Here is a 24,525-nt window from a genome sequence, read left to right on the forward strand (position 1 = left end):
GGCCGACACCGAGGCGCACGCTCCGGCGCCGCGCTCCGGCGGCCGCGAACGTGGCGCCGAGCGCAGCAGCGAACGTGGCGCCGAGCGCAGTGGCGAGCGCAGTGGCGAGCGCAGCGGCGAACGCAGTGGCGAAGGTCGTCGCGAACCGGCGCGCGAACGCGAAGGCCTGCGCGCCGGCCCCCGCCGCGGGCGCTCCACCATCGCCGCCGACGGCTTCGACTTCTCCAAGCCCTACGAGCCGGTCAATCCGCCCATCGTCGTCGCCGAGCACACCCAGCCCACCGCGGCGGCGGCAGGCAAGCCCGACCCGCTGCGCCGCCACCAGCGCCCGATCGCGGTGCTGCTCGGCGGCCTCGGGCGCAAATAAGGGCCGCTCGCGGCCCCTATTCGCCGCACGGCGGGACGCAGGCATCGGCTATGCTGTGATCTCACTCGCAGGCCTCCCAACACGGGGTGCCTGCACCGACCCTCCCCGCACCGCCACGCCGTCGTGAACCCTTCCGGACGCCTGCCGGGCCTGCCACCCTCCCCCGGCCCCTCCCCTGCCGAACTCTTCGTTGCGGACCTTTCGGAGGGTGCAGAGGCCGGCGTCTACCTCGCCCTGCTCGAGCTGCTCGACGAGGGCCTGCTCATCACTGGCGACGAGGTCGTGCTCGACGCCAACAGCGCGGCCTGCCGCCTGCTCGGCCGCGACTACCGCGACGTCGCCGGGCGTCCGCTCGCCAACCTCTTCCCCGACGGCCAGGCCTTCCTCGCCGCGCGCGCGCGCCTGCTGATCGAGGGCGAGCGCCGCGGCCGCCTCGACTTCGCCCTCCCCGATGGCGGCCTGCGCACGCTCGAGTTCAACTGCGCGCCACGGCTGCGGCCCGGCATCCACGCCATCATCCTCAGCGCGCCCGCGGCCAGCGCGGACGACCGAACGGGCGGCCCCGACCTCGCAGCGCCGCACCCGGCGGCAGGCGGCGCGCGCACCTTCGACGACGCGCCGTCGATGTCGATGTACCTGACCAGCCACGACCCGCTCACCGGCCTGGCCAACCGCCGCATGCTCGAGGCGCGCTTCGGCGACTGCGCGGTGCGCGCCGCCGGCCGTCACGGCAGCATCGCGATCCTGCGCCTCGACCTCGACGGCTTCGCCGCGGTCAATCGCAGCCTGGGCGAGAGCGCCGGCGACGAAACCCTGCGCCGCATCGCGCGACGGCTCGCAGCGACGGCCGGCCCCGAGGCCCTGGTGGCGCGCGAGCGCAGCGACAGCTTCATCGTGCTGCTGCCCGAGCCGGATCTCCCGGGCAGCGCCGAGCAGTTCGCCGACCGCCTGCTGCGCGCGGTCGCCGAACCCTTCGAGCTCGGCGGCGGGCCGCAGCGCATCACCGCCAGCGCCGGCCTCGCCCTCTATCCGCAGGACGGGCGCAACCTCGACACCCTGCTGCGCAACGCCAAGGGCGCGCTCGAGCAGGCGCGCCGGCTCGGCGGCAACTGCTGCAGCGCCTTCCACACCCGGCTCGACGGCCCCGGCTTCGACAGCAGCCAGCTCGAACGCGGCCTGCGCCACGCCTTGCAGGCCGACGAGCTGACCCTGCACTTCCAGCCGCTGGTCGATGCGCGCTCCGGCCGCACCCGTGCCGGCGAGGCCTTGCTGCGCTGGCGCCACCCCGAGTTCGGCCTGCTGCCCTACCGCCAGTTCATGAATGCCGTCGGCGATCCCCGCCTGCTCGCCGACGTCGGCGACTGGGTGCTGGCCACGGCCTGCCACCACGCCGCCGACTGGCCGCCGGCGCACGACGGCACGCGCCTGCGTCTCACGGTGAATGTCTCGGTGGAACAGCTGATGCGCGGCGACTTTGCCGCCCGCGTCGCCGCCGCGCTGCGCACGTCCGGGCTGAAGGCCGATCGGCTGGAGCTCGACCTCGACGAGAAGGTGCTCGCGCTCGACAGCCCGACGCTCGCCGCCACGCTCGAACGCATCGCCGCAACCGGCGTGCGCCTGTCGATCGACGACTTCGGCCGCGGCCTGTCGTCCATCCCGCGCCTGCGCCGCTTCCCGCTCGCCGCCCTCAAGCTCGACCCCGAGCTGGTGCGCGGTGTCGGCCGCAGCGAGGACAGCGAGGCCATCGTCGAGGCGATCGGCGCGCTCGCCGGCACGCTCGGGCTGGAGATCTACGCGCGCGGCGTCGAGAACCGCGGCCAGCAGGCCTTCCTGTGCGCGCTCGACTGCCACCTGCAGCAAGGCCCGCTGTTCGGGCGGCCGCTGGCGGCGCGGGAGTTCGCGGCCGCGATCGCGGTGGCAACCGGCGGCGGCGACCGCATCCGACGAAACCTGTGAAGATTCGCGCCTGCCGGCGCTCCTACATGAACCGTCGCGATCCGGAGGGGTTGTAGGAGCTGCGGCAGCTGCGAACCCGGCGGCTCCGACATGCGCGGCGCGCGTTCCACCGCCGCATTCGCGCCTGCCGGCGCTCCTACAAGGGCGTAGCGGTCCGGGCGGGTTGTAGGAGCTGCGGCAGCTGCGAACCTGGCGGCTCCGACGGGCGCAGCGCGCGTTCCACCGCCGCATTCGCGCCTGCCGGCGCTCCTACATGAACCGTCGCGGTCGGGATGGGATGTAGGAGCTGCGGCAGCTGCGAACTGGGCGGCTCCGACATGCGCGGCGCGCGTTCCACCGCCGCATTCGCGCCTGCCGGCGCTCCTACAAGGGCGTCGCGGTCCGGGCGGGTTGTAGGAGCTGCGGCAGCTGCGAACCCAGCGGCTCCGACAGGCACGGCGCGCATTCCACCGCCGCATTCGCGCCTGCCGGCGCTCCTACAAGGGCGTAGCGGTCCGGGCGGGTTGTAGGAGCTGCGGCAGCTGCGAACCCGGCGGCTCCGTCGGGCGCGGCGCGCGTTTCACCGCCGCATTCGCGCCTGCCGGCGCTCCTACATGAACCATCGCGGTTCGGATGGGATGTAGGAGCTGCGGCAGCTGCGAACCCGGCGTCTCCGGCAGACGCCGCGCGCGTTTCACCGCCGCATTCGCGCCTGCCGGCGCTCCTACATGAACCATCACGGTCGGGTGGGATCTAGGCGCTGCGGGCGCTGCGAATTTTCCGAGCCGGGCTCAACGCTCGGCTCGGGTGCAACGCCTCAAAGACGCCGACGACGCGCGAGCAGGCCACCGATGCCGGCGAGACCGAGCAGCGCGAGGATGCCGGGCTCGGGAACGGTCTGACGACGCTCGCCAACCACCTCAAACGACAAGTCGACGTCGTCTTCGGACCAACCCTGAGCATCGCTGTAGTAACTGACCGAGTCGCCGTTATTGCCCGCTGTCCAATGCCACTCGGAATTGGCGTCTTCGTAGCCGATCGCAAGGTAATGTGTCCCACCACCGAGTCCGAGCGCGCTTCCGAGCGTCAACTCGAATCGGCGGAGCGCCCGTTGATCGCTGTCCGTAGCGCTCGCCGACGCGCTCGCGACGGTGCCACCCAAGGCGGAGGCCGAAAGCAGCCCATTTAGCGTGGACGCGACCCGCACCGAGAAGCTACCGCCGCCCGCTGCCTCCGTCCCCCACCACGCGATCGAAGTCACGTCCACCGCGCCACCGAGCGAGAACGAATCCGCGTTGATCAAGCCGCCATCGAAGGTCGACAGGAAACTCTCCCCCCCGGCGGAAAACGGCTGCGACACCAGCACGGCCGCGCTCGCGAGCGGCGCCGTGGCGATGAGCCCTGCCGCACACAGGCTGCGCATCAGCGGTCCACCCAAATTGCCTGCATTCATCTCTGTCCCCTCTGTTTTGAAAACCGACGTATTGCAGTAGCGAAAACCGTGCCATTCATTGAAGGCCATTGTTTTCAGCTACTTGCAATACGTCAGCAAGTGCCCTGTAAAAAGTTCCGACAGTTCAGCCCCCGATCGGGTCGGCCACCCCTACCAGCGGCACCTGGAAATCGACCTCGATCCAGTCGACCAGGAACTCGCTGCCGTGCGCCTGCCCTGCGGAATCGGTGTAGATCGCAGTGGCGAAATCACCACCCGCATCGGCATACGCGCCGAACACGAAGTCGCTGCCGTTGTAGGCCCCCGCGCTGAGCTCGATGGTGCTGAAGCCAGCGGCGGCATCCAGGGTCACGGTCTTGCTTCCGGTCGTCGAGTCCGCGACGAAGCCCGTCTCGGCGACGACATTGCCGCTTGAATCCAGCAGGCGCAGGCGTCCGGCCTCGAAGTGCATCGAGCCGTCGTCGCTGGCGAAGAAGCGCGACAGGTCGACCGTCACGCTGTTTGCCTGCGCGGCGAGATCGAAGCGTAGCGCCTCGGTACCATCGATTTCCTGGCGCACGCTGCTGGTCGCCGCAACCTGTCCGCTGACGCCGAGATCCCCGTTGTAGATGTCACCACCGGACAACACGGCACTGTTGAGCGTGTTGAACTGCACCGCAGTCCAGGTCGGCGCCGCCGCATCCGCGTCATCGGTATGGCGAATGCCATGCAGTAGCGGATCGCTCCACGCAGTCGCGAACTGGGTGGAACTCGTCACCCGCGCAGGCGCGTCGCCGATGCGTTCCGTCTGCACCACGCTCTCGACGTTGATCGTGAGCTCGCCGGTGCGCGTGGTGATGCCGTCGCTCACCGTGTAGGTCAGCACCTCGGTGCCGACGAAGGCCGCGTTCGGGGTGTAGGTGAAGGAACCGTCGGTCAACGCGTTGAGCGAACCGTTGGCCGGGGCCTCGATGTTCAGCACCCGCAGCACGTCGCCGTCGGCGTCCGTGTCGTTGGCGAGCAGGCCCGCCGCCACACCCACTGTGAGCACCTCACCCGCGTGGACCGTGTAGGTCTCGTCGTTGACCACCGGGGCCTCGTTCTCGACCACGATCGTGAGCTCGCCGGTGCGCGTGGTGATGCCGTCGCTCACCGTGTAGGTCAGCACCTCGGTGCCGACGAAGGCCGCGTTCGGGGTGTAGGCGAAGGAACCGTCGGTCAACGCGTTGAGCGAACCGTTGGCCGGGGCCTCGATGTTCAGCACCCGCAGCACGTCGCCGTCGGCGTCCGTGTCGTTGGCGAGCAGGCCCGCCGCCACACCCACTGTGAGCACCTCACCCGCGTGGACCGTGTAGGTCTCGTCGTTGACCACCGGTGCCTCGTTCTCGACCTCGATCGTCACCGTACCGGTGCGCGTGGTGATGCCGTCGCTCACCGTGTAGGTCAGCACCTCGGTGCCGACGAAGGCCGCGTTCGGGGTGTAGGTGAAGGAACCGTCGGTCAACGCGTTGAGCGAACCGTTGGCCGGGGCCTCGATGTTCAGCACCCGCAGCACGTCGCCGTCGGCGTCCGTGTCGTTGGCGAGCAGGCCCGCCGCCGCACCCACCGCCAGCACCTCGCCGGCGTGGACCGAGTAGGTCTCGTCATTGACCACCGGCGCCTCGTTCTCGACCACGATCGTGAGCTCGCCGGTGCGCGTGGTGGTGCCGTCGCTGACCGTGTAGGTCAGCACCTCGGTGCCGACGAAGCCGGCGTTCGGGGTGTAGGTGAAGGAGCCGTCGGTCACCACAGTCAGCGAACCGTTGGCCGGGGCCTCGTAGTTCATCACCTGCAGCGGATCACCGTCGGCGTCCGAGTCGTTGGCGAGCAGACCCGCCGCCGCATTCACCGCCAGCACGTCGCCGGCATGGACCGTGTAGGTCTCGTCCTGCACCGTCGGCGGCGTGTTGCCACCACCACCGGCGGTGACCGTCACCGGAAGGCTGCCTGCGGCCGCGTGCAATCCATCGTCGTCGCGCAGCGCCACGCTGATCTGGTAGACGCCGGGATCGGCGAAGACATGACTGACGTCGCCGGCCGCAGCGTAGGACTCGACGTTGCCGTCGCCCCAGTCGACCACGTACTCGACCACCGTGTCGGTTCCCGGGTCGGTCACCGCTCCGAGCGTGAGGGTGTAGCCGATGTCTTCGACCACGGTCGGCGCACCCGAGAGCGCGACCGTCGGCGCGACGTTATTCACCGTCACCGTCTTGGTCGTGGTCGAGCTGCCGCCGTCCTCGTCGGACACCATCACCGTGATCGTGCGGTCGCTGGCGTCGATCGGGCCGTCGTCGTCGTCGGCGAAGACGTGCTCCACGTTGCCGCCGAGCGCGGCGAGCTCCGCAGCGCTCAGCACCTGGACGGGCGAACCGTCACCCCAGTCGATGCTGTAGCTCAGCGTGTCGGCGCTGCCGGCCGGGTCGCTGCCCGCCAGGCCCAGCACGTAGGACGCGCCCTCGTCGCTCGCGTCCGCGCCACCGAGCACCGCGCTCGGTGCGGCGTTCTCCACCGTCACCGCCCGGGTGCCGAGCACGTGTTCGCCGTCCTCGTCGGTCGCGCGCACCGTGATCAGGAACGGCGTGCCACCGAGGCCGCCATCGCCATAGACGTGGCCGAAGCTGCCCGCGGCCACCGCCCATTCGGCAGGCGTGAAGCTGTCGACACTGCCGTCGCCCCAGTCGATCGAGTAGCCGGACACGCTGTCCGTACCCGGATCGACCACCGCGCCCACGCTCAGCGCGTAGCTGGTGGCCTCCGCGACCGTGGCCGCGCCAGAGAGCGCGGCGACCGGCGCGACGTTGTTCACCGTCACCGTCTTGGTCGTGATCGAGCTGCCGCCGTCCTCGTCGCTTACCGTCACCGTGATCGCGCGGTCGGTGGCATTGGCCAGGCCGTCCTCGTCATCCGCGAAGACATGGCCCACGTTGCCGCCGAGCGCAGCGAGCTGCGCAGCGCTCAGCACCTGGACGGGCGAACCGTCACCCCAGTCGATGCTGTAGCTCAGCGTGTCGGCGCTGCCCGCCGGGTCGCTGCCCGCCAGGCCCAGCACGTAGGACGCGCCCTCGTCGCTCGCGTCCGCGCCAGCCAGCACCGCGCTCGGCGCGGCGTTCTCCACCGTCACCGCCTGGGTGCCGAGCACATGCTCGCCGTCCTCGTCGGTCGCGCGCACCGTGATCTGGAGCGGCGTGCCACCGAGGCCGCCGTCGCCATAGACATGGCCGAAGCTGCCCGCAGCCACCGCCCATTCAGCGGGCGTGAAGCTGTCGACGCTGCCGTCGCCCCAGTCGATCGAGTAGCCGGACACGCTGTCCGTGCCCGGATCGACCACCGCGCCCACGCTCAGCGTATAGCTCGCGGCCTCGACGACCGTGCCCGCACCGCTCACCGCGGCGACCGGCGCGACGTTGGAGACCTCGAGCACCAGCTCCTCGGTGTCGCTGTCCGCACCGCTGGTGTCGGTGACCGTGATGGTGGCCTGCAGCGTCGCGGCGCCGTCCGCCGCCGCGCGGCTGAGGACGAAGCCCGTGCTGGTCGTGGTCCCGCTCTGGACCACGCCGTCGTTCCAGAGGACGTCGTAGCTCCAGCCGTCGCCGCCGCTGTCCTCGCCGTCGGTGAACACGATGTTGCGGGCGAAGGTCTCCCCCTCCGCCACCGCACCCGGTGCCTGGCCTGCGATCGTCACGGTATCGGCCGGCGCGGCCACCGTGAGGGCGATCGTCGCCACGTCGGCGAAGCGGCCATCCTCGTCGGTGAGGCTGACGCGGATCGTCGGCGTGCCGGCGCTGGCGTAGGTGTGGTTGAGCTCGCCCAGCGTGCCGACCTGGGTCACCGTGCCGTCGCCCCAATCGACCTCGATGCCGTCCGCCAGCAGGGTGTCGGCGCCCGGATCGAAGTAGTTGGACAGGTCGAGTGTGTAGGCCAGACCGGCGGTCGCCGTGGTGGCGCCGGTGGCGTCGATCGTCGGCGCCACGTTATTCACCGTCACGGTCTTGGTCGTGGTCGAGCTGCCGCCGTCCTCGTCGCTCACCATCACCGTGATCGTGCGGTCGCTGGCGTTGACCGGGCCGTCGTCGTCATCCGCGAACACGTGCGCCACGTTGCCGCCGAGCATGGCGAGCTGCAAGGCGCTCAGCACCTGGACGGGCGAACCGTCACCCCAGTCGATGCTGTAGGACAAGGTGTCGGCACTGCCCGCCGGGTCGCTGCCCGCCAGACCCAGCACGTAGGACGCGCCCTCGTCGGTCGCGTCCGCGCCACCGAGCACCGCGGTCGGCGCGGCGTTCTCCACCGTCACCGCCTGGGTGCCGAGCACGTGTTCGCCGTCCTCGTCGGTCGCGCGCACCGTGACCAGGACCGGCGTGCCACCGAGGCCGCCATCGCCATAGACGTGGCTGAAGCTGCCCGCCGCGGCCGCCCATTGGGACGGCGTGAAGCTGTCGACGCTGCCGTCGCCCCAGTCGATCGAGTAGCCGGACACGCTGTCCGTGCCCGGATCGACCACCGCGCCCACGCTCAGCGTGTAGCTCGCGGCCTCCGCGACCGTGGCCGCACCCGACACCGCCGCGACCGGCGCGACGTTGTTCACCGTCACCGTCTTGGTCGTGATCGAGCTGCCGCCGTCCTCGTCGCTCACCGTCACCGTGATCGTGCGGTCGGTGGCATTGGCCAGGCCGTCCTCGTCATCCGCGAAGACATGGTCCACGTTGCCGCCGAGCGCAGCGAGCTGCGCGGCGCTCAGCACCTGCACAGGCGAACCGTCGCCCCAGTCGATGCTGTAGCTCAGCGTGTCGGCGCTGCCCGCCGGATCGCTGCCGAGCAGGTTCAGTTCGTAGGACGCGCCCTCGCCCGTCTGGTCGGCGCCGGTCAGCGCCACCGCGGGCGCCACGTTGTTGACCGTGACCGTGTGTGTGCCGGCATTCGCATGCTGGCCGTCCTCGTCGGTCACCAGCACCGTGATCGTGCGGTTGGTGGTGCCGTCGGCATACACGTGGGTGTAGTCGCCGAGGCTGTTCACCACCTCGACCGCGCCGTCGCCCCAGCTGATCGTGTAGCTCGTGGGCGTGTCCTGCCCGGGGTCGGTGACCGCGCCCAGGTTCAGCGTGAAGGTGGAACCTTCATCCACCGTGAGGTTGCCGCTGAGCGCGATCGTCGGCGCGACGTTGTTCACCGTGAGCGCCTTGGTCTGCGTCCAGGTGCCGTCCTCGTCGGTGGCGTTCACCGTGATCGTGCGTGCCGTGCCGCCGGCGGCGCCGTCGGCATAGACGTGGGTCACGCTGCCACCGGCCGCGGCCAGGGCGGCCGCGGTCAGCGCCTGCGCCGGACCGCCATCGCCCCAGTCGATCGTGTAGCTGGCGATGGTGTCGGCGCCCGGGTCGCTGTGCGAGATGGCCAGGGTATACAACGCCCCTTCGGCCACGCTGCCGCCGCCGGTGAGGTTCAGCGTCGGGGCCACGTTGTTCACCGTGACCTCGAAGCTGTCGCTGCCCGACTGCGCGCCGTCGTCGTCCACCGTCACCGTGACGGTGTAGGTGGCGTCGCCGTCGGCGTAGGTGTGCCCGACGCCGAGCGCGGACGGGTTGAAGGTCCGGCCGCTGCTGGTGTTGCCGTCGCCCCAGTCGATGGTGTAGAGGCGGCCGGCCGGGTCGGTGTCGGTCGGATCGGCGAAGCTGATCGAGGGCACGAAGAACTGGCCTTCGTTCACCGTCAGGTCCGCGCCCGCATTCACCGTCAGCACCTCGGCAGGTGCGCTGACCTGGACGAGCTGTGTATCGACCCCCGCGTGGGTGCCGTCCTCGTCCACCAGCGTCACCGAGATCGTGCGGTCGCCCGTGCTCGTGTAGGTGTGGACGAGCTCGCGGTTGGCCGGCAGGTCGCCGGCGGCGATCACCTGCACCGGCGTGCCGTCGCCCCAGTCGATGCGGTACTCGCTGACGGTGTCGTCGCCCAGGTCATAGACGCTGCCCAGCGTCAGCGTGTAGGGCAGGTTCTGCTCGACCGTGGCGTTGCCGAACAGCGTCAGGTCGGGCGCCACGTTGGACACCACGACCTCGAAGCTGTCGGTCTCGATGCTGTTGCCCTGCCCGGCCTGGTCGTTCGCGGTCACGGTCACGGTGTAGCTGCCGTCGTCCGGGAAGTAGTGCCAGATGTTGAACACCGCATCGCTGGTCGAATACTGCGTCGGCGCCGAGCCGTCGCCCCAGTCCACCGTGATCAGGTGGGTGTCGGGGTCGGGGTCGCCGAGCGTGATCGCGTGGTTGAACCGGGTGCCCTCGGCCGCGGTGTCGTCGGCGCCGGCCTGCAGCGCGGGCGCGTCATTGACGTTGGCGAGGTTGATGATCGAGAACACCGGGTTGGGCGCGTAGGCGACGCCGTCGCTGCCGGTCCAGGCGAACTGGTCGAGGCCGAAGTAATCCACGTCGCCCTGATAGCTGAGCTTGCCGGCCTGCAGCTCGGCGAGGCTCACCTCCTGGCCCGGGAACACCGCCACGCCATCCACCTTCAGGGTGCCCTCGGCCGGCAGCGTGGTGATGCGGATCGCCGCCAGGTTCTGGCCCTCGGCATCGCTGAAGCTGTCGATGAAGAGCTGGGCGTCGAGCACGATCACCGCCTCTTCCTGGCCGTTGACCGTGAAGGGCGAGATCTGGGGCGCGGTGTTGCTGAAGCGCTGCAGGCGGATCTCGTAGGTGTCGTTGCCGCCGTCGGGCAGGCCGTCGCCGTTGCCGTCGCTCGAGTACACATAGGACGACCAGGCCACCACGAAGCCGCCGTCGGCCATCGCGGTGATCGCCGGCTGGTGCTGCACGTAGGGCACGTAGCTGTTGACCAGGGTCTCGCCATCGACCTGGCGTCCGGCGGCGTCGTACTGCTGCAGGAAGACGTCGTAGGTGTTGGCCGCGGCGCCGTACTGGTCGGTCCAGCTCACCACCCAGCCGCCGTTGGCCAGGCCGGTGACGGCCGGCTCGTACTGATTGCTCGAGGTCGTCGTGTTGACGCGGAACTCGGTGCCCACGGTGGTGCCGTCGGCGGCGTAGCGCTGCGCATACACGCCGGCGCTGCTCAGATCCTGGCCGTCGGAGCGCCACACCGCGATCCAGCCGCCATCCTCGAGGGCGGCCACATCGGGCTCGGACTGGCTGCCGTCGGTGTAGGTGTTGGCGCGGAAGGCGGTGCCCACCGCATTGCCGCTCGCGTCGAAGCGCTGGCCGAAGACGCCGTCGCTGCTGCCGTCGGTGCTCGAGTCGGTCCACACCACCACGAAGCCGCCATCCTCCAGCCAGGCGATCGCGGGTTCCGACTGATAGACGAAGGTCTCACCGAGCGGCGGGTTTGCGCGCGTTTCGGCGCCGAGCTTGGCACCGCTCGCATCCAGGCGCTGGAAGAAGATGTCCGCGTACTCGGCGTTGGACGCGCTGTAGCCATCGTGGTACCACGCGACCACGAACCCTCCATCGGCGCTCGCGGCGACATCGGGCTGGTACTGGCTGCTGGTGGTCAGCGTGTTGACCAGCGTCTCCCCACCCACAGCCGCGCCGACACCGTCGAAGACTTGCGCATACACGCCGGCGCCGCTGCCATCCTGACTGTCGGAGCGCCACACCACCGCGAAACCGCCCGCCGACAGGCCGACGACCTGCGGCTCGTACTGCGCGCCGGTCGTGGTCGTGTTGACGCGGAATTCGCCGCCCACCGCGTTGTCGTCGGCGTCGTAGCGCTGGCCATACACCCCGTAGCTGCTGCCGTCCGCCCCGCCCTCGTCGGTCCACACCACCACGTAGCCGCCGTCGGCCAGGTGGGCGATCGCCGGATGAGTCTGCTGGCCGGCCACCGTGGTGTTCACCTCGTGCTCGAGGCCGAGCGGCACCGCACCATCGACCTCGGGCGTCACGTTGATGGTGACGAACTTCGCATCGCTCGCCCCGCCGTCACCGTCGGTCACGCGGATCGAGATCGTGCGGCTGGCGAAGGGGTTGCTCGAGGTGTTCTGGTAGGTGAGGTTCTCGATCACCGACTCGACCGCCGGCACCGTGGCGTCGGCATTGAACGCCACCACCAGCTTGCCGTGGTTGCTGCCGTCGGCGACGATGGTGCCGATCAGCACGCCCGAGTAATAGACGTTCAGCCCCGACACGCGCACCTGGGTCGGGCCGTCGCCCTCGGAGCGGATGCCGAGCTGGTCCTGGTTCTCCAGCCCTTCCATGCCGAGCTGGTCCTGGCCGCCGTAGCCGCTGATGTAGTCGACCTCCAGGCGGCCGCCGTCGAAGTTGGCCGAATCCGCATCGACCAGGCCCACTCCGGGGTCGATCAGCTGCGGCGCGAGGTTGACCGCGTTTTCGCGGAAGCTCACCGACTCGGCCACGTCCACCAGCTCCGGATTGGCCTGGCGGCTGAAGTCCGCCGGGTCGCCGAACACGCGCTGGAAGATGCCATAGCTGTTGGCGTCGGCATCGTCCTGGTAGTCGGTCCAGCTCACCACGAAGTTGCCGTTCGACAGCGCCAGCACCACCGGATCCTGGGCCCAGTTGGCGTCCTTCGCATCCACCCGGGTCTGGCCATCTACCGGCAGGCCGGCGGCATCGTACTGCTGCAGCCAGATCTCGCCGCCCGCGGCCCACGCGATGACGTAGCCGCCGTTGCCCAAGCCGGCGACCGAGGGCGCCTGCTCGCTGTCGGTTGTCGTCGTGTTGACGCGGAACTCGTCGCCGACCGGATTGCCGCCGGCGTCGTAGCGCTGCGCGAACACGCCGGTCGTGCTGCCGCCATCCTGGTAGTACGAGGTCCACGCCACCACGAAGCCGCCGTCGGCGAGCGCGGCGATGCTGGGTTCGTACTGGTAGTACGGAGTGTAGGTGTTGATCTGGAACTCGGCGCCGAGCGCGCTGCCGTCGGCAGCGAAGCGCTGGCCGAAGACCCCGGCATAGCCGCCGTCACCGTCCGAGTTGCCATCCGAGCGCCAGGTGACCACGAAGCTGCCGTCGGCGAGCACGGTGATGGCGGGTTCGTACTGGGAGTTGTCTTCGAAACCGGTGCTGGTGTTGGCGCGCGTCTCGGCGCCGAGCGGCTGGCCGTTGGCGTCGAAGCGCTGGAAGAAGACGTCACCGTAGCGCCCGTCCTGGTACGCATCGGACCGCCAAGCCACCACAAAACCGCCACCGAGGCTGGCGACGACGGGCTGATATTGGGCGCCACTGGTATTCGCATTCACCAGGAAGGCCTCGCCCATCTGCAGCCCGTCGGCGTCGTAACGCTGGCCGAACACGCCGTAGCTGCTGCCGTCGGCGCCGCCGCGGTCGGTCCACACCACGACGAAGCCGCCGCTGCCCAGGCTCGCGATCGCAGGCTCGACCTGGTCGTACGGCGTGTAGTCGTTCACCTGGAACTGGTTGCCCACCGCCACGCCCTGCGCGTCGTAGCGCTGGCCAAAGACGCCGTAGCCCCAGCCGTCCTGGCCCTGCGAAGTCCACACCGTGACGTAGCCGCCGTCGGCCAGCCGCGCCATCGCCGGCTGGCTCTGCTCGTTCGGCGTCCAGGTGTTGACCACCTCCTCCTCGAAGAGCGGGCGGGCGCCGTCGTACTCGGGCGTCACCGCGATCGTGACCAGGCGCGGGGCGCTCGCGCCGCCGGCGCCGTCGCTCACCTGGATCGACACCGTACGGGTGGCGACCGGGTTGGACACGCTGTTGGCGTAGGTCAGGTTCTCGATCACCGCCTCCACCGCCTGGGCGGTCGCGCTGGCGTTGAAGGTCACGACGAGGTCGCGGCCGTCCTGGCCGTCCGAGGCGACGGTGCCGATCGCCACTCCACCGTAGCTCACCGTGGTCCCGGAGACGCCGACCTGGCCGGCGGCGCTGCCCTGGTGGCGGATGCCGAAGGCGTCCTGCGCCTTCGCCTCCTGCACCAGCTGCGCCTGCTGGATGTTGCCGTAGCCGGACAGCACGCTCACCACGAGCTGGCCGCCGGCGAAGTTCGCCGAGTCGGCATCGGACAGGCGCACCGCGCCGTCGATGAGCTGCGGCGTGGCGTTGACCACGTTCTCGTCGAAGCGGACGCCGGTCGCCGCATCCACGAGCTCGGGCGCCGCGGAGCGCACGATCGAGCCCGGCGTGCCCAGGATCTGCGAGAACACACCATAGGTATTCGGGGTAGCGGATTCCTGGTTGTAGCCTGCCCACGTCACGACGAAGTTGCCGCCGGCGAGCCCGGCGATGTCCGGCATGTACTGGGGGCTGGCGATCGTCGTGTTGACGAGGGTCGCGCCGTCGACCTTGTTGCCGGCAGCGTCGAATTGCTGGACGACCACATCCTGGCTGCTGCCGCCAGGGAGGTTGCCGGTGTCCCACGCGACCACGAAACCGCCGTTATCGAGCGCGGCCACGCGCGCGTAGTCCTGATAGGAACTGCTCTCTACCGTGCTGACCTGGATCTGTCCTCCGACCTTCGCCCCCGCCGCATCGAAGCGCTGGGCGTAGATCAGGTCGTCCGCCGACCACCACACCACGACGAAGCCGCCGTCGGCCAGCACCGCCACGTCGTGGCCGTACTGGTTGCCGGCCACCGTGGTCGGGACGACCTGCTCGGCGACCGCCACCGTGCCGTCGGCATTGAAAACCTTGGCGAAGACACCGTAGCCGCTCCCGTCGGCAGCGTCGGTGTCGCCGTAGACCGCGACGAACTTGCCACCGGACAGGGCCGCGAGACGCGGATTGAACTGGGTGCCCGAGACGGTGGTGTTGAGGGTGAACTCGCCGCCGAGCTGGCTGCCGTCGGCCGCGAAGCGCTGGGCGAGCACGTCGTAGGGGTAGTTGGAAGTCGCCTCCGTGTAGTCGCTGCGGTAGGCCACTACGAAGCTGCCGTCGGTCAGTCCGACCACCGCCGGCTCGTACTGGTTGGAGGCCGTGCTGGTGTTGACCTGGAATTCGCCGCCCACGGCGGCGCCATCGGCGCCGTAGCGCTGGGCGTAGACGCCCGCACCGGAGCCGTCCTGGGAATCCGAGCGCCAGGCGACGACGAAGCCGCCATCGGAGAGGGACCCGATCGCCGGCTCGTATTGCGCGCCGAGCCCCTCGCTGTTGACCTGGAACTCGGCGCCGACCGCAGCCCCCTTGGCGTCGTAGCGCTGCCCGAACACACCGTAGGAGCTTCCGTCCTGCCCGCCATCCGAGCGCCACACCACCACGTAGCCACCCGCATTCGGCCCCTGCAGCGAGCTCACCGCCGGAGTGGTCTGCTGGTCGGCTTCATAGCTGTTGACCTGCTGCTCGCCGAAGAGCCTGCTCGCCCCGTCGAGCTCGGGCGTCACGGTGATCTGCACCGTGTGCGCCGCGCTGGCGCCGCCGGCGCCGTCATTGACGCGGATGCTCACCAGCCGGCTCGCCGCCGGATCGGTGGAGCTGTTGGCGTAGGTCAGGTTCTCGATCAGGGCCTCGACCGCCTGCGGGGTCGCGCTGGCGTTCAGGCTCACCACCAGGTCGGCGCCGTTGGCACCGTTCGACACCAGGGTGCCGATCGCGACGCCACCGTAGCTCACGGTGTTGCCCGACACGCCGATCTGGCCCGGGTCGGTGCCCTGGTTGCGGATACCGAGCTGGTCCTGCGCGAGCTGGTACACCGCCTGGTTCTGTCCGGCCGGGATGACCGCCGCGACCAGCTGGCCACCGGCGAAGTTCGCCGAGTCGGCATCCGACAGGCGCACCGCGGCGTCGATCAGTTGCGGCGCGGCATTCACCGCGTTCTCGGCGTAGCTCACGCTGGCGACCAGATCCGCGAGTTCCGGCGCGGCCGAGCGCGTCACCGTGCCGGGCTCGCCGAACATGCGGGTGAACACGCCGTAACTGTTGGCGCTGCCGGCCTCCTGGTTGTAGCTCGCCCACGCCACCACGAAGTTGCTGCCGGTGAGCGCCGCGATATCGGGCAGGTACTGCGTGCTGGCGATGTTGGCGTTGACCACCACCGCCCCATCGACCTTGTTGCCGGCGGCGTCGAACTGCTGCAGAAGCACGTCGTACGTATAGCTGCCCGCCGGGTTGGTGTAGCTGTCCCAGGCGACCACGAAGCCGCCGTCGGCCAGGGCGGCCACGCGCGCATAGTCCTGGAAGGGAACGCTGTCGGCCGTGCTGACCTGGAACTGGCCGCCGCTCTTCGCGCCAGCAGCGTCGAAGCGCTGGCCGTGGATCTGGTCGTCGGCAGACGACCACCACACCACGACGTAACCGCCGTCGGCCAGCACCGCCACATCGTGGCCATACTGGTTGCCGGCGACCGTGGTCGGCACCACCTGCTCGGCCACCGCCACCGAGCCGTCGGCGTTGAACACCTTGCTGAACACACCGTAGCCGCTGCCGTCGTTGCTGCTTGCGTCGCCGTAGACCGCGACGAACTTGCCACCGGGCAACGCGGCCAGGCGCGGGTTGAACTGGGTGCCCGAGACCGTGGTGTTGAGGGTGAACTCGTCGGCGAGCAGGGTGCCATCGGCCGCGTAGCGCTTGGCCAGCACGTCCTGGGCGTAGCTCGCGCTCGCGTCGGTGTAGTCGCTGCGATAGGCCACCACGAAGCTGCCATCCGACAGGCCGACCACCGCCGGCTCGTACTGGCTGTAGACGGTGGTGGTGTTGACCTGGAACTCGCCACCCACCGCCATGCCATCGGCGCCGTAGATCTGCGCGTGCACGCTCTCGCCCGAGCCGTCCTGTCCGCTCGAGCGCCACACCACGACGAAGCCGCCGTTGGCGAGCGAGGCGAGCTCGGGTTCGTACTGGTTGCTCTGCGCGTAAGTGTTGACCTGGAACTCGGCGCCGAGCGCAGCGCCCTTGGCGTCGTAGCGCTGGCCATAGACGCCGTAGGAGCTGCCGTCCTGCGCGCCATCCGAGCGCCACACCACCACGTAGCCACCAGCGTTCGCGCCCTGCAGGCCGGTCACCACCGGCGTGATCTGATAATCCGCCTCGTAGGTGTTGGCCTGCTGCTCGTCGAACAGCGGGCTGGCGCCGTCGAGCTCCGGCGTCACGTTGATCACCATCTGGCTGGCGCTGCTCGCCACGCCGGCGCCGTCGCGCACCACCACCTGGATCGTGCGCGCGGCGAGCGGGCCGTCGGAGCTCGTGCGGTAGCTCAGGTTCTCGAGCACGCGCTCGATCGCCGCGGCGGTCGCGCTGGCATTGAAGTTGATCACCAGCTGGTCGCCGTTGGCGCCGTTGTCTGCGGCAGCGATCGTGCCGATCAGCGTGCCGCCATAGCTCACATCCGAGCCGGACACGCCGACCTGGCCGGCACCGGAGCCTTCATTGCGGATCGACAGCTGGTCTTCCGCCCGGCCGCTGCTCGAGACATAGGACACGGTGAGGCTGCCGGCGTTGAAGCCGGTGGCGCCATTGTAGGCGAGCTGCACACCCGGATCGAGCACCACCCCGACCTGGGCGGCAGACTCCGTCAGCGTGACCGCCGACTCGAGGTCCTGCAGATCCACCGTCGGCGGGCTCACGCTCGCCTGGATGCGCACCAGCATCTGCTGCGCGGCGCTCACGCCGCCGTCGCCGTCGAGCAGACGGAAGCCGAGGTAACGATCGGTCTGGCTGCCGCCGGGGACCGTATTCACATAGGTGAGGCTCTGCACCAAGGCCCGCACCGCCTCGGCGGTGGCGTCGGCGTCGAAGCTCACCACCAGGTTCGCGCCGGCCGAGCCACCGCTGAAGGTGCCGATCACGGTGCCGTCATAGCTGACCTCGTTGCCGGACACGGTGATCGGGCCTGCGGCGGCGATCGCCAGCGTCTCGTTCGCGTGCGCGGCCGGGCCTCCGTCGAGGAACTGCACGATCAGGCTGCCGCCGCCGAAATCGGCGGAATCGACGTCGCGCACGAAGACGTCGGGATCGAGGGTCCGCGCCGTGCCCGCGTAGAACGGGGAGGCGTTGTCGTAGGACAGCGTCAGCGTGCCGCGCAGGTCGTCGAGCACCGGATCGGCCGACGGACGCGCCAGCTCGGCCGCATCGCCGAAGAGCTGCTGGCGGATCTCGTGGGTGTTGTTGCCGCCGTTGGCGCTGCTCGCGTAGCTGCTGTAGATCACCGCGAAGTTGCCGCTGCCGAGGTCCGCCACCACCGGCTGATACGCCGTCCCGTTGTCGGGCGACTCGAGCTTGCGCTGGCCGTCGATCGCGTTGCCCGCGGCGTCGTACTCGCGGATGTAGACGTCGTTCTGCGTGCCGGCTCCGGACTCGTCGTAGTTGTCGTTGTAGAAACTCACCACGAAGCCGCCGGTCGACAGCGCGGTCACCTCGGCCTGGTACTGCCCGCCGGCCGTGGTCTCGTTGACCCGGAACTCGCCGCCCACCTTGACGCCCGCCGCGTCGAAGCGCTGGCCATAGACGCCCCATGTGCTGGCGCTGTCCTGGTCGTAGGCCGACCACACCACCACGAAGCCGCCATCCGCGAGGACCGCGACGTTGGGCGCGTGGTCGCCGTTGTTGCCGGCGGACTGCGGGCTGTCGGTCGTGGTGTTGACCAGGAAGGTGCTGCCGAAGCTGTCCGTTGCGGCATCGTAGATGCGGCCGAAGACGCCGTTGCTGCTGCCGTCGTTCGCACCGCTGTCGGCCCACACGATCACCAGGTCGCCGTCGGCGCGCCCCGCGACGTCGGGCACGTACTGGGCACCCGTCTGCGCGCTGGCGCTGCCCGGCGCGGTACTGACCAGGGTCTCGACCCCCTGCTTGGCCCCCGCATTGTCGAAACGCTGCAGATAAATGTCGCTACCGTTGGACCACACCGCGGCAAAGCCGCCGGGGTAGGCCGCGACGTTGGTGTGGTACTGCGTACCCGAGGTGGTGGTATTGAGCAGGAGCTGCCCGCCCTGGGCGACACCCGCGGCATCGAAGCGCTGCGCGTAGCTGCCCCAGCCGCTGCCGTCGTTGCCGCCGTTGTCCTGCCAGCTCACCACGAAGCCGCCGTCCGACAGCGCCGCGATCTGCGGCCAGCTCTGCTCGCCGTTGACCAGCGTGTTGACGCGGAACTCGGCCCCGAGCGCCTCGCCGTTGTTGGCGAAGCGTTGGGCGTAGATTCCCCATGTGCTGGCCGCATCCTGGCCGTACGAGGCCCACGCGACCACGTAGCTGCCGTCGGCGAGCGCCACCGCCGCCGGCCACTCCTGCGTGCTCGGCGTGTAGGTGTTGACCACCTCCTCCGCCCACACCCGCGGCGCACCGTCCAGGCTGGGGCCGACGGTGATCGTCAGCGTGCTGGCGTCGCTGCTGGCGCCGTCGCCGTCGCTGATCCGCAGGCCGAGCGTGCGGCTGGCGTTGGGGCTTACGTCCGTGTTCTTGTAGCCGAGGCGCTCGATCAGCGCCTCGACGGCCTCGACGGTGGCCGCGGCACTGGTGAAGTCGATGCGCAGGTTGGCGCCATCGGCGCCGCCGCTGATCGTGCCGATCGCGGCTCCGCCGTAGCGCAGCGTGCTGCCATCGACGCCGATCTCACCGGCGTCGTTACCCTCGTGCACCACGCCGAGCTGATCCTCGGCGCTGCCGCCATGGACGTAATAGAGATCCAGGCGGCCGCCGGCGAAGTTGGCCGAATCCGCATCGCTCAGGCCCACCGCGGCATCGATGAGCTGCAGGGCGGCGTTGACCTCGTCCTCGATGAAGTTGACGGTGCCGGTGAAGTCGCCGACTTGCGGGCTCGCCGAGCGCGCCAGCTCGACGGCGTCACCGAAGAGCTGCTGGCGGATCTCGTGGGTGTTGTTCCCACCGTTGGCGCTGGTGGCGTAGCTGCTGTAGATCACCGCGAAGTTGCCGCTACCGAGGTCGGCCACCACCGGCTGATACGCCGTGCCGTTGTCGGGCGACTCGAGCTTGCGCTGGCCATCGATCGCGTTGCCGGCGGCGTCGTATTCGCGGATGTAGACGTCGGAGGTCGTACCGACGCCCGAGACGTCGTAGTTGTCGTTGTAGAAGGCGACGACGAAGCCGCCGGTCGACAGCGCGGTCACTTCCGCCATGTACTGGCTGCCGGCGGTGCTCTCATTCACCCGGAACTCGCCGCCCACCTTGTTGCCCGCGGCGTCGAAGCGCTGGCCGACCACCGCCCAGCCACTGTCGTCGTTGGCGGTGGACGACCACACGACGACGAAGCCACCGCCGGCGAGCATGGCCACGTTCGGCGCATGGTTGTCGTCGCTGGCGCCGCTCTGCTGGCTGGCGGTCGTCGTGTTCACCAGGAAGGTGCTGCCGAAGCTGGCGGTGTCCGCATCGTAGAGCCGGCCGAACACGCCGTAGGAGCTGCCGTCGTTGCCGCTGGCGTCGGACCAAACGATCACCAGGTCGCCGTTGGCTGCCGCGGCGATGTCGGGCAGGTACTGGCTGCCGGACTGCGCCGAGGCAGAGCCGACCGCGGTGCTGACGAGGGTCTCGCCCCCCAGCTTGCCCCCGGCGTTGTCGAAGCGCTGCAGGACGATGTCGCTGCCGTTGGACCACACCGCCGCGAAGCCGTCGGTGTAGGCCGCGACGTTGGTGTGGTACTGCGTGCCCGAGGTCGTGGTGTTGAGCAGGAGCTGCCCGCCCTGGGCGTTGCCTGCGGCGTCGAAGCGCTGCGCGAAGCTGCCCCAGCCGCTGCCATCGTTGCCGGCGCTGTCCTGCCAGCTGATCACGAAGCCGCCGTCCGACAGCGCGGCGACCTGCGCCCAGCTCTGGTCGCCACCGACCAGGGTGTTGACGCGGAACTCGGGCCCGATCGCCTCGCCGTTGCTGGCGAAGCGCTGCGCAAAGATCCCCCAGCCGCTGCCGTCCTGGCCACCGTTGGACTGCCAGGCCACCACATAGCTGCCATCGGCGAGCGTCGCCGTGGCCGGCCACTCCTGCGCATTCGCGGTCCAGGTATTGACCACCTCCTCCGCCCACACCCGCGGCGCGCCGTCCACGCTGGAGCTCACCGTAATCGTCAGCATGTTGGGGTTGCTGGTGCCGCCGTCGCCGTCGCTGACGCGCAGGCCGAGCGTGCGGCTGGCGTTGGGGTTCTGGTCGTCGTTGCCATAACCCAGGCGCTGGATCAGCGCCTCCACCGCCTCGACCGTGGCCGCGGTGCTGGTGAAGTCGATGCGCAAGTTGGCGCCGTCGGCGCCGCCGCTGATCGTGCCGATCGCGACTCCGCCATAGCTCACCGTGTTGCCGGCGACGCCGATCTGGCCCGCGCCATCGCCCTGATGCACGACGCCGAGCTGGTCCTCGGCGCTGCCGCCCTGGAGGTAGAAGAGGTCGAGCCGACCGCCGGAGAAGTTGGCCGAATCCGGGTCGCTCAGCCCCACCGCGGCGTCGATGACCTGCAGGGCGGTGTTGACGTCGTTCTCGACGAAGCTGACCGTGCCGGTGAAGTCCGCGAGCTGCGGGCTCGCCGAGCGCGCCAGCTCGGCGGCGTCGCCGAAAAGCTGCTGGCGGATCTCATGGGTGTTGTTGCCGCCGTTGGCGCTGGTGGCGTAGCTGCTGTAGATCACCGCGAAGTTGCCGCTGCCGAGGTCGGCCACCACCGGCTGGTAGGCCGTGCTGTTGTCGGGCGAGACGAGCTTGCGCTGGCCGTCGACCGCATTGCCGGCGGCGTCGTACTCGCGGATGTAGACGTCGTTCTGCGTCCCCGTCCCCGAGACGTCGTAGTGGTCGTTGTAGAAGGCGACCACGAAGCCGCCGGACGACAGCGCGGTCACCTCGGACATGTACTGGCTGCCGGTGGTGGTCTCGTTCACCCGGAACTCGCCGCCCACCTTGTTGCCCGTGGCGTCGAAGCGCTGGCCATACACGCCCCAGCCGCTGCCGTCGCCGGAGTCCGACGGCCACACCACCACGAAGCCGCCATCGGCGAGCACCGCCACGTTGGCGACGTATTCGCCGTAGCCGTTGTAGCTCTGGTTGCCAGTGGTGGTCGTGTTGACCAGGAAGCTGGTGCCGAAGCCGCTGCCCGGCGTGTAGATGCGCGCGAAGACGCCGTCGCCGCTACCGTCGTTGGCACTGGCGTCGGTCCAAACCACGACGAAGCGCCCGTCGGTCCAGGCCGCGACATCCGGCACGTACTGCGCGCCGGACTGCGCGGAGGCGCTGCCCGGGATCGTGCTCACCAGGGTCTCGCCGTCGAGCTTGGTCCCGGCGTTGTCGAAACGCTGCAGGTAGATGTCGGAACCGTTGGACCACACCGCGGCGAAGCCGCCGTCGTAGCCCGCCACATTGGCGTGATACTGCGTGCTCGAGGTGGTCGTGTTGACCACGAACTGCCCGCCCTGCGCGTTGCCGGCGGCGTCGAAGCGCTGCGCGAAGTTGCCCCAGCCGCTGCCGTCGTTGCCGGCGCTGTCCTGCCAGCTCACCACGAAGCCGCCGTCGGAGAGCGCCGCGATCTGCGGCCAGCTCTGGTCGCCATTGCCCAGGGTGTTGACGCGGAACTCGCCCCCGAGCGCCTCGCCGTTGTTGGCGAAGCGCTGGCCGTAGATTCCGCCGCTGCTGCCGTCCTGTCCCGAAGAGACCCACACCACCACGTAGCTGCCATCGGCCAGCGTGGCGGTCGAGGGCCATTCCTGCGTGCTGGCGCCCCAGGTGTTGACAATTTCCTCCGCCCACACTCGCGCCGCGCCGTCCTCCTCGCGCACGACCTGGATACGCAGCTCGCTCGCGGCGCTCGCCCCGCCGTCGCCGTCGTAGACCCGGACCGCGATGCTGCGCTCGGCCTGCGGGCTGTTCGAGGTGTTGGCGTAGGTGAGGTTCTGCAGCAGCTGCTCGACCGCGTCGATGCTCGCGTTGGCGTTGAGCTCGATCACCAGTCCGGCCCCGTTCGTGCCGCCCGTGATCGTGCCGATCGCCACCGCGCCGCTGCCGTCGTTGAAGCTGACTGTGCTGCCCGAGACGCCGATCTGGCCGACGCCGGTGCCTTCGTCACGCACACCGAGCTGGTCCTCGGCGCTGCCGAAGCGAGTGTAAAAAATTTCGACACGTCCGCCGTCGAAGTCGGCGGAATCCGCGTCGTGCAGGCTGACCACGGCATCGAGGAGCTGCGGCGCGGCGTTCACGTTGTTCTCGCCGAACACCAGCGTGCCGCCGAGCTCGTTCAGTTCCGGATTGGCCTGGCGGGGCAGCTCGGCCGGATCGCCGAAGAGCTGCTGGTAGATGCCCGAATAGCCACCGTCCGCCTCCTGGTTGTCGGAGCGCCACACGACCACATAGTTGCCCGCGCCCAGGCTGGCGATCGCCGGCTCGTACTGCGCGGTCTGGGTCGGGGTCGGAGTATTGACCTTTACCTCGCCGCCGAGCGCGGCCCCGGTCGCGTCGTATTCGCGCACGTAGACGTCCTGGTACGACCCGGTACCGGACACATCGTAGTTGTCGTTGCGCCAGGTGACGGCGAAGCCGCCGCCGGCGAGCGCAGTCACGTCGGGCTGGTACTGGCTGCCGTTGATCGATTCATTGACGCGGAACTCGCCGCCGAGCGCCGAGCCGTCGGCCGCGTAGCGCTGCGCGTACACCCCGGCGCCGCTGCCATCCTGGTTGTCGGAGCGCCAGGTCACGACGAAGCCGCCGCCCTCGAGCATCGCCACCGCCGGTTCGTACTGCGCGCCGGAGGTCGTGGTGTTGACGCGGAACTCGCCGCCGGCGGCCGTGCCATCGGCGTTGTAGCGTTGCGCATAGACGCCGTAGCTGCTGCCGTCCTGGCCGTTGTCGCGCCAGACCACCACGAAGCGGCCGTCGGCGAGCGCGGCGACCTCGGGCTCGTACTGCTCGCCCGAGGTCGTGGAGTTCACCCGGAACTCGGCACCGACCGCGCTGCCGTCGTTGGCGTAGCGCTGCGCGTAGATCCCCCAGCCGCTGCCGTCCTGGCTGTACGAGGCCCACGCCGTGACGAAGCCGCCGTCGTAGGCCGCGACCGTGGGCAGCTCCTGCTGGCTGCTGGTGGTGGTATTCACGCGCTGCTGGCCGCCGAGCGCGACGCCCAGTGCCGAGTAGCGCTGCATGTAGATGCCGTAGCTGCTGCCATCCAGGCCGCTCTGGTCGGTCCACAGCACCACGAAGCTGCCGTCCGACAGGCCGGTGACCTGCCCCTCGACCTGGTAGCCGCTGGTGCTGCTGTTGACGCGGAACTCGGGCCCGACCGGGATGCCCGAGGCGTCGTAGCGCTGCGCGTAGATGCCGTCGCTGCTGCCGTCCTGGCCGCGCGAGGTCCACACCACCACGTATCCGCCGCCTGCGAGGGGGGAGACCGAAGGCTGGTACTGGTAGTCGGGACTGTAGGTGTTGACCTTCTCTTCGGTGTAGAGGCTCATTTTGGTGCTCCCTGGGCGTGCGGTTGGGTGGCTCGAGCCACCGGCAACCACAAGTGGAAGCATCAAACATGCCTATGCGGCAAGTCGTTGAATGAATGAGAAGATCGACCCGCCGACGAGTCGATCACGCAAGGGAGGAAGGGTGAGTGTAAAAAAAACCGACAGCACTCCGGAGCGGGGAGCTCGAGCCGCTCGCTCGCGCACGCGGATCGGCTCAATAGTCCGCCAGGCTGGCACAGGTCTCCTCGCGCCCGGTCATGCGGCCGAAGCGCTGCAGGCGCTCGCGCACGAATTCGTCCGGCACGCGGCGATCGGCACAGTATTCGCGCAGCTGCATCGCCTGCGCGGCGAACTGCAGGCGGCGCACGCTGTCGGCGAGCGCCGGGAAGCGATAACCGTCGGTGCGCCGCCACTCGGGCGTCGGCGTGCTCGCGGCGGGCGCGGCGGCGGCCGCGGGCGCCCTCTGGGCGAGGACCGGGCCGG

At 69.7% G+C, this 24,525-nt stretch carries 4 protein-coding genes and 1 pseudogene; 2 read left to right on the forward strand and 3 right to left on the reverse strand.

The genetic code is table 11. The features are described 5' to 3' along the window. Both C667_RS26170 and C667_RS08480 read left to right on the forward strand, forming a co-directional pair. Window positions 1-367: pseudogene (locus tag C667_RS26170) on the forward strand (DEAD/DEAH box helicase); the annotation flags it as partial. A gap of 123 nt (window positions 368-490) precedes the next feature. Next, on the forward strand, window positions 491-2,323 hold the full coding sequence (locus C667_RS08480; RefSeq protein WP_004360821.1) for a putative bifunctional diguanylate cyclase/phosphodiesterase: 1,833 nt from the start codon (window positions 491-493) through the stop codon (window positions 2,321-2,323). Window positions 2,324-3,119: 796 nt separating this feature from the next. Here the strand turns inward: C667_RS08480 and C667_RS08485 are convergent. The 3 genes from C667_RS08485 to C667_RS08495 form a co-directional block, all read right to left on the reverse strand. Beyond that, window positions 3,120-3,824, reverse strand: a complete 705-nt coding sequence (locus tag C667_RS08485; RefSeq protein WP_083881295.1) for a PEP-CTERM sorting domain-containing protein — start codon at window positions 3,822-3,824, stop codon at window positions 3,120-3,122. 55 nt (window positions 3,825-3,879) lie between these two features. After that, window positions 3,880-24,042, reverse strand: a complete 20,163-nt coding sequence (locus C667_RS08490; protein ID WP_004360825.1) for a cadherin-like domain-containing protein — start codon at window positions 24,040-24,042, stop codon at window positions 3,880-3,882. A 214-nt stretch (window positions 24,043-24,256) separates the two neighbouring features. Beyond that, window positions 24,257-24,525, reverse strand: a 269-nt coding sequence (locus C667_RS08495; RefSeq protein ID WP_004360828.1) for a hypothetical protein, incomplete at its 5' end; no start/stop codon positions are given.

It is taken from the genome of Thauera phenylacetica B4P, from assembly GCF_000310225.1.
In the GTDB taxonomy this organism is placed as follows: Bacteria; Pseudomonadota; Gammaproteobacteria; order Burkholderiales; family Rhodocyclaceae; genus Thauera; species Thauera phenylacetica.